At 56.8% G+C, this 13,224-nt stretch carries 12 protein-coding genes; 5 read left to right on the top strand and 7 right to left on the bottom strand.

The features are described 5' to 3' along the window. Positions 1 to 3: 3 nt before the first annotated feature. Together LA5095_RS29230 and LA5095_RS29225 are read right to left on the bottom strand one after the other, a co-directional pair. Positions 4 to 435, bottom strand: coding sequence for a YeeE/YedE family protein (locus LA5095_RS29230; RefSeq protein ID WP_055391501.1), 432 nt, complete (start codon positions 433 to 435; stop codon positions 4 to 6). Between the two features lie 159 nt (positions 436 to 594). Next, positions 595 to 2,607, bottom strand: a complete 2,013-nt coding sequence (locus LA5095_RS29225) for a bifunctional DedA family/phosphatase PAP2 family protein (protein WP_055391500.1) — start codon at positions 2,605 to 2,607, stop codon at positions 595 to 597. Positions 2,608 to 2,845: 238 nt separating this feature from the next. Between LA5095_RS29225 and pap the strand changes: the two genes are divergently transcribed. Next, on the top strand, positions 2,846 to 4,312 hold the full coding sequence (gene pap / locus LA5095_RS29220; protein WP_055391499.1) for a polyphosphate:AMP phosphotransferase: 1,467 nt from the start codon (positions 2,846 to 2,848) through the stop codon (positions 4,310 to 4,312). Here the strand turns inward: pap and LA5095_RS32840 are convergent. Beyond that, positions 4,309 to 4,476: a hypothetical protein gene (locus LA5095_RS32840; protein ID WP_158510452.1), complete on the bottom strand. Its 168-nt coding sequence runs from the start codon at positions 4,474 to 4,476 to the stop codon at positions 4,309 to 4,311. The two genes, pap and LA5095_RS32840, sit on opposite strands and share 4 nt — an antisense overlap. 19 nt (positions 4,477 to 4,495) lie before the next feature. Beyond that, a complete protein-coding gene (locus LA5095_RS29215; RefSeq protein ID WP_055391498.1) occupies positions 4,496 to 5,674 on the bottom strand; it encodes a pyridoxal-phosphate-dependent aminotransferase family protein in 1,179 nt (392 codons plus the stop codon). Positions 5,675 to 6,052: 378 nt separating this feature from the next. Here LA5095_RS29215 and LA5095_RS29210 point away from each other — a divergent pair, with 378 nt between their 5' ends. Next, entirely contained in the window at positions 6,053 to 7,111 is a 1,059-nt protein-coding gene (locus tag LA5095_RS29210; RefSeq protein WP_082442589.1) for an N-formylglutamate amidohydrolase, read from the top strand. 19 nt (positions 7,112 to 7,130) lie between these two features. Here the strand turns inward: LA5095_RS29210 and LA5095_RS29205 are convergent, their stop codons facing one another. Beyond that, on the bottom strand, positions 7,131 to 8,312 hold the full coding sequence (locus LA5095_RS29205; protein WP_055391497.1) for an NAD(P)/FAD-dependent oxidoreductase: 1,182 nt from the start codon (positions 8,310 to 8,312) through the stop codon (positions 7,131 to 7,133). A 68-nt stretch (positions 8,313 to 8,380) separates the two neighbouring features. Then, a complete protein-coding gene (locus LA5095_RS29200) occupies positions 8,381 to 9,598 on the bottom strand; it encodes an acyl-CoA dehydrogenase (protein WP_186009668.1) in 1,218 nt (405 codons plus the stop codon). 169 nt (positions 9,599 to 9,767) lie between these two features. Between LA5095_RS29200 and LA5095_RS29195 the strand changes: the two genes are divergently transcribed. From LA5095_RS29195 to LA5095_RS29185, 3 genes are read left to right on the top strand one after another with little or no spacing between them, the layout of a single operon-like run. Further along, a complete protein-coding gene (locus tag LA5095_RS29195) occupies positions 9,768 to 10,691 on the top strand; it encodes a LysR substrate-binding domain-containing protein (protein WP_029063529.1) in 924 nt (307 codons plus the stop codon). Positions 10,692 to 10,713: 22 nt separating this feature from the next. Further along, complete coding sequence (yegS, locus tag LA5095_RS29190; RefSeq protein ID WP_055391496.1) at positions 10,714 to 11,631, top strand: lipid kinase YegS; 918 nt, start codon at positions 10,714 to 10,716, stop codon at positions 11,629 to 11,631. A gap of 45 nt (positions 11,632 to 11,676) precedes the next feature. Continuing rightward, the gene (locus tag LA5095_RS29185) at positions 11,677 to 12,420 is read left to right on the top strand and encodes a sulfotransferase family 2 domain-containing protein (protein WP_055391495.1); all 744 of its coding nucleotides are present in this window, start codon (positions 11,677 to 11,679) and stop codon (positions 12,418 to 12,420) included. Between the two features lie 16 nt (positions 12,421 to 12,436). On the opposite strand, the gene LA5095_RS29180 is transcribed toward LA5095_RS29185, so the two are convergent. Continuing rightward, positions 12,437 to 13,180, bottom strand: a complete 744-nt coding sequence (locus LA5095_RS29180; RefSeq protein WP_055391494.1) for a hypothetical protein — start codon at positions 13,178 to 13,180, stop codon at positions 12,437 to 12,439. Positions 13,181 to 13,224: the final 44 nt, after the last annotated feature.

The following is a 13,224-nucleotide window of genomic DNA, read 5'->3' as shown; positions in this document are numbered from 1 at the left end:
GTCTTATCCTCCGAACACGTGGCGGATCAGGAAAACGGTCATGCCAGCCATTGCCATGAACGTAAGTGTTGCCGCGATGGATCGCACCGACAGGCGCGACATGCCGCAGACGCCATGACCACTGGTGCAGCCGGAACCAAGGGTTGTCCCGACGCCGGTCAGAAATCCGCCTATGACAAGCAGAAGCGGCGAGGACGGGATACTTATCTGCGGCAGCTGTCCAGTGGCCCCGAGCAGGATCAGCGGACTGGCGATCATGCCGGCCAGGAAGGCGAACCGCCAGGCCCAGTCCGGGCTGAGGCGGGTTGTCAGCAATCCGTTGACGATGCCGTTGATGCCGGCGATTCGCCCGTGCGAAGCCATCAGGGCGACTGTTGCCAGACCGATCAACAGGCCGCCTCCGAGGCTGAGGAAAGGGGTAAAGTTGGTCATCATGCCTCCATAGATAGTTTATATTCGAATATATGAAAGTAGACAGTTTGACGCAAGTAATTCCACTTAGCGCACGCTCGTTCGGGATCCCCTGTTGGATTCACGCGTTTGAAGCTTTTGCTGTCGGCCAGGCAAGAGGATGAAATGTTGAAGAATTCGGGGCTATTGCGCTCCGGAGCCTTTCAGAACGAGAACCACTGTCGTTCCATCCTGCCGTTTCTTTGACATTGCACCGGACATGAGAATTGCCGGGTTGTCGGACGCCGGCGGCACCTCGAGGTCCGTTCGCGGGCCGGAGAACTCTCCCATTGGCCTGAGAATGTGTTCGTGGACCACACTCCCCAGATAAAGTGGCTGCAGGCTGCCGCCCTGAAGGATCTGGTAGCGGCTTGGCCACAGACGAAGTACCCAGCGGCCGCCCCTGGTCTCGTCGGTATCCTTGCGGATCAACACCAGATCCGGTTGTCGACCGTTCTGACTGCGTGGCAATATCGGCAGGGAATCCGGCGGTGTTTTGCCTTCAACAAATCCGCCGGCTGTTGTGAGCGACCATTTCGGTGGAAGTTGCCATCCATCCTTTTCGGCTGCTTTGGCAAATTGTGGCAACGGGCCTGCAAACTGGATGACCAGCGGTTCCTCCCTGTCGCCGTTCAATTCAATCCGGCGGGCCGGCAGGAATTGCCATCCGTTGTCCCGCCAACCGGAAGCGGTGAGGACTTCCGTGTCTGCTTTTGGCTGGTAGGTCAGCAAGGCCTTGTCGAATGTCGACCAGATATGCCAACCGCCAAAGACAGTCAGTGTTGCGACGACAATTGCCGCAAGCGTTGCCCGGCCGATTTTCTCGTTGTGAATCGGGCCGAACACGAACGCGAATGCGGACACCATGGCAGTGCCGAAGAGGAGCCCGGCCAGGACATCGGACATCCAGTGCGCGCCGAGATAGACACGTGAAAAGCCAATGGCGATCACAAAAGTTGCGATAATGCTGAAAACGCTCGCCTTCAGCCATCGATTGAGATCATGAGCGATCAGGACGGCGCATATGCCGAACAGGACGGCAGTAAGGGTCGCATGACCACTCGGGAAACTGTAGGCGTCGGCACCGGCGTACAGTTCCATGGGACGCGACCGGTGCAGGAGCAGCTTGAACAGGGGAACGAACATTGCCGTTCCGGCCATGGCGATGATGAAACCAATGCCGCGGCGCCAGGCCTTTCTCAGGAAAAGATATGCGGCGACCGCAGTTGCTACGGCCGCCACCACCACGCCGTCTCCGAGCGTGGTGAAGAACACCATGATCTTGTCGCCGACGGGCGTGCGCAGGCTGTCGAAGAAGTTCAGGATCGACAGATCGGCGCGCACCATTGGTTCTCCCGGTGCTACCTGGCCAACGACCCAGAAAAACGCGGGCATCGTGATCAACAGCAGCACTGCCGAGGCAAGCATCCCGGCGGAGCGCGGGTGGTCCGGGTCGAAATTGCGCGCAATCCATTGTGATACCCGGTCGGGACGCCTGGAAAACCAGGCGACAATTAAAGCGTGGGCATTGGGAAACAGTGGCAGGATAATCAGGATGAGCCACCGTCCCAATATCACGAAAAGAAAGATGATCAGGAGCAGTGCGCCGAGAACAAAGGCCAGGCGTCCGCTGATCTGGCCAACGGCACTAAGCGCGGATCCGGCAATAATGCCGGGACCAATATGGGCAATTGTCCAGGCAAAGGCCGATGTGACGTTGACGATGGAAAAACGGGTGAAGTTCATACCCGCCATGCCGGCGATCCCGGGAACGACCGATTTGACGCCAGGGACAAAACGACCGATGAAAACGCTCTTGCCGCCGTGCTGCTGAAAGAACTTTTCACCGCTGTCGATCATGTGGCTGTACTTGTTCAAAGGCCACATGCTTTTGATCTTGTCCTTGAACCGGTATCCGATCCAGTACGAGATGGCATCGCCGGCTGTCGCACCGAGCGTCGTCCAGATGAAGAGGGGTACCGGATCCAGTTTGCCGAGGCCCACAAGCGTCCCGGCGCCGACGAGTACGACCGTGGTCGGCACAAACAGACCGACAATGAATAGAGCTTCACCCATGGCTGCCAGAAAGCAGATCAGACCGGCCAGCGACGGATTTTCCGCTATAAAGTTCAGGACGGGATCAAGAAATTCTGTCACGGACGTCTGTCAGTCTGATCTGTAAATCAACATGTGAAAGCCCATATTGTGCCCGGACCCAGTTCCGGAGTGAAATTGAACTCTGGCGATTCGGATACAGCTTCATATAAGCGTCCGACGGCTCAACCAACAGCGAAATTTCTGTTTCTCCTTCATTTGGGCAGTAAGATCTGAACAATGGTTTTTTGATGCCGGCTAGGACAAGATGCACTCAGCACGCCTTTTTTAGGAGATTTTGATGTTTGAATCTGCCCGTTTGCCGCAAAAGATGACCAAAAAGATATTCAAGAAAATGGAACCGGAACTGAGGGAGGCGCTGCTTTCGGCTCAACTGCCGGTCATCGAGAACAAGCCGTATTCCACATTGATACTGGTTGACGGTCTGGACGGTGCGGGAAAGGGTGAGGCGGTCGCCAGGCTGTACGGCTGGATGGATGCGCGTCATCTGGTCTGCAATGCCTACGGCGAACCGACAGACGAGGCTCGCCTCCGCCCGCCGCTGTGGCGGTATTGGCGCGACTTGCCGGCCAAGGGGGAGACCGCCATTGTGTTCGGCAGTTGGTATCAATCCGTGCTCCGGGACTGGATTTACAAGAAAATCGACGAAGACGCCTTCGAAAAGGCACTCGTCCGCATTCGCCGGTTCGAGGAAATGCTGTCCAATGAAGACGTTCTGATCCTCAAGTTCTGGTTCCTTCTGCCCAAGGATGTTCAGGAACAACGCCTCAAGAAGATCGAGAAAAAAAACGCGGCGCGGCATGTGCTTGCGGATTGGGCGGCATTGAAACACCACAAGAAAGCCAGCGAGGCGGGCGAAAAGATCGTTCTGGAAACCAGCAAGGGCTACGCTCCCTGGTTCGTCATTCCATCGCAGGATCCTGAATACCGCGACGCCGCGCTCGCCCAGACGGTGGCAAGATCGATGAGCCTGAAGCTGGATGACGGTGAGACGCGCTCCGTTTCAGCACCACCCGTGGTCAGCGGCGTGAAACGCGAAACGGCAGTCGATACGATCGACCTGACGGAGAAGCTCGAAAAGGAAGAGTACCAAGAGCTTCGGGAAAAATACCAGAGGATCCTGTCCGACCTCTCCGACCGCAAGTCGATGTCGAAAACCGGTGTTGTCCTCGCCTTTCAGGGTAATGATGCCGCGGGCAAGGGCGGTGCGATCCGGCGTGTCATTCGTCCGCTCGACCCGCGCCTCTACAAGGTGCATCCGATTTCAGCCCCGACCGACGAGGAAAAAGCCAGACCGTATCTCTGGCGGTTCTGGCGTCGTGTTCCCCGCAAGGGTCACTTCGCGATCTTTGACCGGTCCTGGTATGAACGTGTTCTGGTCGAGCGGGTCGAGGGATTTGCCGGACACGACGACTGGCTGCGCGCCTATAACGAGATCAACGAGTTCGAACAGGAGCTGACCGATTTCGGCTATATCGTCTGCAAGTTCTGGCTGGCCATTTCCGAAGACGAGCAGTTGCGCCGGTTCAAGGCCAGGGAAGACACTGCATACAAGCAGCACAAGATTACCGATGAAGATTGGCGGAACCGGTTGAAATGGGACCAGTATACCATCGCTGCCGGTGACATGGTCGACCGGACATCGACGCACTATGCACCCTGGACCCTTGTCTCTTCGGAAAACAAGAGACATGCACGCATCAAGGTGCTGAAGACCATTTGCAATCGTCTGGAAGAGCGGCTCTAGGACAGGCCGTTCACGTCTTTCTCCAACCAGAACATCGTTTGGCGCCAGGCGATATCGACGTTTGGAACACCGGTTTGCATCTGGTTTCGCGGCTGGGGGAGCGGGATCACTTTCGTGTTGATCGGCAATCGGCCTGATGCCGGCACGGTCCGTCCTGCCAGCATCGGGTTCGGTCCTGCGTTGCTAAATGGCTTCTGACAGGTAGCTGATGGCCGCCTGAACACCTCCCTTTCCATAGGGGATTTTCAGGGTTTCAAGTCCAAGCTCGATTGCGGAAAGGGTTCCGAGCAACATGACCGCGTTGACATGTCCCATATGCGCGATACGGATACCTTCGCCGGAGATCTCGCCGATTGTTCCGCCAATTGTCACGCCGCATATTTCCTTGGTGAAGGTGCGCAGGGCGGTGGCGTGGGCGCTGTCGAGACGAACCACCGTGACACTGTTGGAGCGGGCATGCGGTTCACTGATATTGAAGTCCAGCGCGCCCTCCCTGGACCATTCGGCAACGGCTCGCCGGGTCGCCTCGCTCAACAGGGCGTGACGGTTCCAGGCGTTCTCGACCCCTTCGCCAAACAGAAGCTCAAGTGCCTTTTGAAATGCATAAAGGAGATGTTCGGGCGGCGTACCGCAATATTTCTGGTAGTGCTCCGGACCTTGGCGAAACGTCCAGTCCGTGTAGTTGGTTCGAAGGTTTGCGTTTTCGTGCGCCTTGTCAGCCTTTGGGCTTGCGGCGACAAAGGACAGACCGGGCGGGCACATGAGGCCTTTCTGTGATCCGGTCAGCGCAACATCTACTCCCCAGGCGTCCATTTCAAAGGGCATGCATCCGAGCGAGGCGATGGTGTCGACCATGAAGAGTGCCGGATGACCGGCAGCATCGATTGCTTTCCGCAACGCCTCGATGTCGTTCCAGACTCCGGACGCGGTATCAACCTGAACGACCAGGATAGCGGCAATCTCGTGTGCGGTGTCCTGTTTCAGTCGATCTTCCAGCCGGGCGGGGTCGACGCCTGCTTTCCATGAGCCTGGCAGAATCTCGACCGTCAGGCCTGTAATTTCCGCTGCTTCGCCCCAGCCTAGTGCAAATCGGCCGGATTCCAGAACGAGTATTTTGTCGCCCCGGTTCAACGTGTTGCACAAAGCGGCATCCCACGCACCGTGCCCGTTTGCGGCGTAGATGTAGGTTCTGCCTTGCGTGCGGAAAAGCTGCTTGAGGCTCGTGAGGCAATAGTCTGTCGTTTCCAGCAGCGGGCCCTCGTAGATGTCGACCGCAGGGCGGTGCATGGCCCTCAGAACCTCCTCCGGGACGTTGGTCGGTCCTGGAATCATCAGGAATTCTTTGCCATGGCGAAGAGACATCCGGTTTCCTCTGTCGAAATGCGGGTCACGATGGAATGGTTGGTTTACCGGAACCCGGCGGGCTGGAAGGAATGAAATGAAAATTGCCCGCAATCATCGCCACGTCAAGGGAGCTTGAGCGCATCAGGTCGTTTGCCATTCTGGTTGTGCAAGTGCGAACTACCAAACCTGGCGTGTTCAGACGGGTCGGCGGATTCTGATAATATCTTGGAAAGAAGGATAGACTACTATAAGTCTATGATTCACAAGCAATTGCTGGAGCTGTCGACGTTCACCTTGTTGGCAGTTGTGTCAGAGCCGCAAAGAAAATGTCTTGTTTCCGTTAAGTAAATTCTTCAATCTAGCAGCGGCCCGGTGTCGTCAGTTAGGCGTTGCAACATGATATTGGTCGAAGAAGGACAGAGCCCGCTCATCCTGTGCCTGCCGCATAGCGGCACGGAGGTGCCGAAAGCCGTGGGCAATCGTTTTAACGCGACCGGCCGTCTGCAGGCGGATCTCGGATGGCGGCTGGAAAGGGTTTTTGGCCTCCGCTCTGATCTCGATTTGACCGTCGTGCGGTCTTCAATTTCGCGCTACGTCATTGATCTGGACAAGGATCCGGGCACGCAACTCCACGCTGCTGCCGATCCTGCCGTCGCGCTTTGTCCTGCGACCACACTTGACGGCAAACGGATTTATCAGGACGGGGAAGAGCCGGGTCCTACAGAAATAGAACAGCGGGTCCTTCTGTTTCATGCGCCGTTCCACAAGGCGTTGCGCCGCCAGATTGACAGGCTGATGCGCATCCACCGCAATGTCATAGTTCTGGACTGTCAGTCGATGCGTTCGCAGATCAAAGGCTTCGTGGACAAGGAACTGCCGATCGCCAGCATCGGTAGTTCCGGAGGAACGTCCTGCGATACCGATCTTCGCAATTTGCTTGTAGGCTCCTTCAGCGGAGTGAAAGGCTACACGGCTGCAGTGGATGAACAGACCAGCGGCGGATTCATCGTGCAGTCTTATGGCAGACCCGAGCGTGGTCTGCATTGTTTGACGCTTCTTCTGGCACAGCGTGCCTATCTACGACACGAATCGCCGCCGTTCGAGCCGGACAAGGCCCGGGTCGCGCGCCTCCAGACCGTTCTCGCTGACGGTTTGTCCAGGATCCTGGATTGGGCCGGTATACAGGCACGCGCACAGGCGGATGCCCCGGATCCGCACCCGTTGACCGTATCTGCGACCATGGAAAGCGTGGTACAGGCTCAAGGCCCGGCAGCAGATTTCGTTGATGAGGCCGATGATGAGGAGACCCGGCCAACGAGTCTCAATTCTCCTCAGCCTGAAAATGAAGCGCAAGAGAGTGATCTGGGTGAACCCTCGACATCACCTGAACTGTCCCTGGGTGACGACAGTACATCAAGCAGGGATGGACAATTCCCGCTTCTCGTTGCTGAATGAGGCGGTCTTTCCAGACCCTCTAAACGACATTCTTCTCAGATATGGGGGCGTTTTCCGTCAGGCGCCGGATGGAGAGCGGTTCCAGGTCCAGCGTCTGGTATGCTCCGGTTGAAATCAGTTCGGCAAGGCCCCGCCCGACGGCAGGGGCTTGTTGCAGGCCGTGGCCCGAAAATCCGAGCGCAACAAAGAAACCCTCCATTCCAGGAACACTGCCGACAAAGGCGTTGTGATCGAAGAGGTTCATGTCATAGGTTCCGGCCCAGGCGGCACCGGGCCTGATCGCTTCGAAGGCGGGAACGCGTGCGGCAAGCGTTGGCCAGATATGATCTTCGAAGAGAGTGTAGTCGACATCCAGGTCCGTGCAGTCCGGGTCCCGGTCTGCCGGTGGAGCCGATCCGCAGATGTAGCCCGGACCTTCAGGACGCACGTAAGTTCCGGTCGGATCGATCAACAAGGGAAAGTTCTCGAGCGGTTCCTTGCAGTCAAAGGTAAAGACGCAGCGTTTGCGCGGAACAACCGGAACATCCAGGCCGGCCTGCGCACAGATCTCCGTTCCACCAGAGGCTCCCGCACAATTGACGAGCACTGGTGTTGAAATCCGCTCACCGGAAGACAACAGAACGGACCAGCCGGCTTCCGGATTGTTTTCGACCGTTCCGCGAGCCGACACATATTCCACCCCGAGGGATCGTGCCTTCCTGCGAAAGGCCTGCATCAGCCCGTATCCGTCGAACCAGCCCTCACCCGTAAGACCATGGCAACCGGCCTCGAGATCCGAAACGGAAAGCCAGGAAAATTTCGACCTGAGCTCGCCAGTATCGAGCAGCGCGATGTCGGCACCCAGCTCCTGTTGGAGCAGGTGATTCCTTTGAAGGATTTCCGCCTTGTCGGGCGTAGCCAGAAACAGGTAGCCGCCTTCCTGCAGTCCGATGTCAGGTCTGTCGCCATCAACGGCTAAAGCTGCACCGATCTCTCGCAGGAACCGGATACCGTAAAGCGAAATCTCGATATTGACGGCAGTTGAAAACTGCTGGCGGATCGACGCGGCTGATCTTGCGGAGGCGCAGATTTCGTAAACCGGATCGGCTTCAACGACGATGATGCGTCCGCGAAAGTCATCCCGCTGAGCGAGATGACAGGCCACGGAAGATCCCATGACGGCGCCACCGATGATGACCACGTCCGCAGTTCGTTGCGCCATGTCGCCTCCTGGAGATGGAGTGTGGCTGCTCGGCACGTGTTGACCGCGCAGCCTGGTGCCTGGTTGACTTAGAAGAATGCCTGCAGGCCGGTTTGGGCACGGCCAAGGATCAGGGCATGAATGTCGTGCGTGCCTTCATATGTATTGACGGTTTCAAGGTTCTGGCTGTGCCGCATGACGTGATACTCTTCCTGGATACCGTTACCGCCATGCATGTCGCGCGCCTGGCGGGCAATCTCCAGGGCCTTGCCGCAATTGTTACGCTTGATGATCGAGATCATTTCCGGTGAGGCACGGCCCGCGTCGAAAAGCTGCCCGACCCGCAGCGCTGCCTGAAAACCCAGGGTGATTTCGGTCTGCATGTCGGCAAGCTTTTTCTGGAACAGCTGTGTTTGCGCCAGCGGCCGGCCGAATTGCTCGCGATCGAGGCCGTATTGGCGTGCGCGCATCCAGCAGTCTTCTGCAGCTCCCATGGCGCCCCATGCAATGCCGTAACGTGCCCTGTTCAGGCAACCGAACGGTCCTTTCAGCCCCGAGACATTGGGCAAAAGAGCACCTTCGCCGACTTCGACGCCATCCATGACGATTTCACCAGTGATGGAAGCGCGCAGCGAAAGTTTTCCGCCGACCTTTGGCGCCGAAAGGCCTTTCATGCCCTTGTCGAGCACGAAACCGCGGATGGCGCCGTCATGGGCCTCCGATTTCGCCCACACGACAAACACATCGGCGATGGGCGCATTTGAAATCCACATCTTCGTGCCGGTGAGCTTGTATCCACCATCCGTTTTTTCCGCACGGGTGCGCATTCCGGCAGGATCAGAACCGGCATCCGGTTCGGTCAGGCCGAAACATCCGACGAACTCGCCACTCGCCAGTTTTGGCAGGTATTTCTGTCGCTGGTCTTCGGAGCCATAGGCATGGATGGGATACATGACGAGCGAGGACTGCACGCTCATCATTGACCGATATCCGGAATCGACGCGCTCGATCTCACGTGCGACAACCCCATAGGAAACGTAGGAAGCCCCGGCGCAGCCGTATTCTTCCGGCAGCGTGACACCCAGCAGGCCAAGTTCACCCATTTCATTGAAGATGCCCCGGTCGGTCTTTTCTTCCCGATAGGCATCGATCACGCGCGGAAGAAGTTTTTCCTGCGCGAAGGCGCGGGCCGTGTCCTGGATGAGCTGCTCGTCTTCCTGAAGCTGTTCCCGAAGGTGAAACGGATCCTGCCAGTCGAACGTGCCGCCGCCGGAAGGAGAGGACTTTATCTGTGCTGGGGCGTTCATGGGTGTCTCCTGTGACGTGTCCCGGCAAAAGTTTGAGCCTGGGGCAAATTGAAGATGTGCTGATGCTCGAGGTCATTCTGTTTGAGCAAGTGTGGACGGATTTTTATTTGCGGAAAAGCGAAAGCTGGTTCATCATTCATGACGAAATGGAATGAACTAGGGCATTTGAATGAAGCGCGCCTTTATCCCGTCGGCAGACACTCTGATCGCTTTTGAATGCGCGGCCCGGCATCTGAGTTTTACCCGGGCGGCCGAGGAACTGCACCTGACACAGGGCGCAATCTCGAAACAGGTTCGCCATCTTGAAGACCGCCTCGGCGTCGAACTCTTTCGCAGGGTGCGACAGCGGATCGTGCTCACCGATGCGGGCCGGCTCTACCTGCATGACATTCGTGGTGCCCTGGAACAGATGACGGCAGCCACACGTCAGGTCATGTCCTATGCCGGCAGCGCGGATGTTTTGAATCTTGCGGTCCTGCCGACGTTCGGAACCCGTTGGCTGGCTCCCAGACTGGCCGAATTCGGCCGCCGGTATCCGGATGCCGGATTGAACCTGAGTGTCCGCTTGCAGCCGTTTGATTTCGACGAGGAGCCGTTTGACGGGGCAATTCACCACGGAGACCCGGTCTGGGCGGGCGCGATCACCGAAAGACTGTTTGCAGAAGAGGTTGTCCCGGTTGCTTCGAGGGCGTTCAGAGACAGGTTCGGGATCAGGACGCCACAGGATCTGGCACGTGTGCCACGATTGCAATTGGCGACACGGCCGCTGGCCTGGCGGCAATGGTTCGATCTCGCCGGCGTGGAAACGGATGCAGCCTTTCAGGGAGCACGTTTCGAACAATTTGTCATGATATCGGAAGCGGCGATCCATCATGCGGGCGCTGCCCTGATCCCGCGTTTCTTCGTTGAAGCCGAGCTTGCATCAGGGCGCTTGGTGCGTTTGTTTGATCTGTCTCTGGACCAGCAGACTGCCTATTATTTCGTCTATCCGGAAGGCCGGACCATGCGGCCCGTTGTGGCGGCATTCCGCAACTGGCTGATGGAAGAGGCAAGAACCGCCCGGATCAAACGAGAAATGATGTTGCCTGAATGAGGCAAAGTGAGACTGGGAAAGTATGAGGACAAACGAAAAGCAGCATTTGCGCTTGATCCTGAACGGAAAATCGGCGTCTCGTAATGATGTGCGCACTGCCGTCAGTGCGGTTCGGTCCATGGGACATGAAGTGTCCGTCAGGGTGACTTATGAAGCCGGTGATACCGTGCGTCTCGCAAAGGAGGCACTCAGGGATCACGAGGCCGATGCAATTGACACATTGGTAAGCGGTGGTGGAGATGGAACGATCCACGAGGTTGTTGATGCCGTGCTGCACGAACTGGAAGACGGCGCAAAACCGCCCTTTGCCTTTGCGGTATTGCCGCTTGGAACGGCGAATGATTTCGCTCGCCACATCCGGCTGGACCCGGCCGATGTTCCGGGCTGCCTGCGATTTGCCGCACGTGCAAGCGCAAAGCCGATGGATGTTGGCGAAGTCAATGGTTGCTGTTTCGTCAACATGGCGACCGGTGGGTTCGGGACGCAAGTAACGTCACAGACAGATCCCAAACTGAAGCGCGTGCTCGGCGGCGCAGCGTATCTGTTCACGGGCCTGAACCGGTTTTCTGAACTTGCGGCCTGCGAAGGACGGATCGAAGCGGAAGGGTTTTCCTGGGAAGGTGCGTTCCTTGCTCTGGCGATCGGCAATGGTCGACGCGCGGGCGGCGGTATCCGTCTGTGCCCTCGGGCAAAACTGGATGACGGATTTCTTGATCTGACGATCCTGCCATTTCCCAGGTCCGGGAAGGTTACCGATCTGCTTTCAACCCTTTTGGACAGCGGTGTGGATGGCATGAAAAACGGTCTTATTCAGCGAAAGGCGCGGGATATCAATATCCAGACAGCCAATCCGGTCCAGTTCAATCTGGATGGAGAGCCGATGAATGGACAGGACTGGAAGATTGGGATAAGGCACCACCAGATTGATATGCGGCGGTAGCCGTTTCCTCCTGCATCCGGCCGCCAAGAAGATCCAGAAGACATCATGGACGAGTATCAACTCAAGAATTTTCTGAAATTCGCCCCCTCGCGCCTCGGGCTTGTTCCCAAAAAGCGTCTCTTGGTGCACATTCCGAAAAATGGCGGTATTGCAATCCGTGAAGCATTGGCGCTGAAGAACAAGATTGTCATTGCCCACCGCAGGCGCCTCATAAGCAAGAAATACGCCAATGACCTCCTCGCATTCAAGAATTCCAACGGCCTGCACCCTGGATATGAGCACGCGAGACTGCGCGACATCGATCATTCCGTTCGGGCAGGCACGATCCCGTTTGCGATCGTCAGAAATCCTTGGGCGCGCACGTTTTCCCGCTACAAGTTCCATTTACAGACCGGTGGTGGTGACCTGCCGCAACGGGCGCTGTCGATCGAAGGGTTCGAGGAGTTTTTGGATACGCGGCATGAATTCGGAAAGCGAGAGTATTACTGGCACCGGGCGTCGCTCGGTTGGTATCCCCAGTCCGACTACATCATAGACGAATCGGGCGTATGCTCGGTTGATATATTGCGTCAGGAAAACCTGAGTGAGGAAGTGTCACGCTATTTTAGCGTAAGCGAACGACTGGAGAATCGCAATGTCTCTCGGAATGTGGGCGTGTCGTACAAGGAATTTTACACCGAAAGCTCAATCCAGCTGATCGCCGATTGGTATGCATCCGATATCGAGATGTTCAGATTCGATTTCGATACGCCTGCACAATGCGGCACCGTGTTTACGGAAAGTGCCTGATTTGGGGAGGAATGCATCAGCGCTCCTCGGCCCAAACGCTGATCCCCTTGACAATCCGTTTCGTCAGGCCGATGTCTTTACGGTGTTTCCTGCCGATGTCGACGGCGACGTATTCGCGGCGCTGACCTATGAAGCGGTTGCGGTATTGGGCGGTAAATGTGTTGAGCTCAGGATTGAGTGCATTCAGCTGTTTTTCAGGATCGAGGCCGTCCAGCATCAGCGCTGCGCACCGATGTACGAAATCTCGTTTCACGAAGCTCGGACTTGTGGTGAAGATCGGCCGTTTCTTGTTGAGACCCTTGCCGAGATCCTTTCCCAGGAGTTTTAACCGGTTTGGTTCAAAATGGTAGGGGGATCGGTAGCCCCAGTTCTTTTCTTTTGTCATGAGTGAAATTTGCGACACGCGCCGCGAGATCGACTGAGTAAATTCCTCATAGGTGACGTCCCGGTTCAAAACCCAATCGTCTTCGAGGTGGAAGACCCACGCTGCGCGCGGTTGTTGCCAGAGCCATTTCACCGCACGTGTGAAGTTCGGCCATTCGGGTTTGCGTGTTTCGATAGAAGGGAAGAAGCAGCGGCAAATCGCTTCACATTCGTCCACCTCGGCCTGACCACCTTCAAATGGGTCGATGTTGACGAAAAGCGTTTCGATGTTGAAATGCCGGAACAGCTTTTCGGAGAAGCTGTCGAGTGTCTTCTTCAGCAAACCGGGTCTGGCACCTGAGACGAGCGTTACGTCAATTGAAATCTTCTGTCTCATGGACTTGACCGGCGAATGACGACTGAAAGTAATACCCTTATGCC

The organism is Roseibium album (assembly GCF_001404515.1).
GTDB lineage: Bacteria > Pseudomonadota > Alphaproteobacteria > Rhizobiales > Stappiaceae > Roseibium > Roseibium album.
This window is presented reverse-complemented; position numbering and strand designations above follow the sequence as displayed.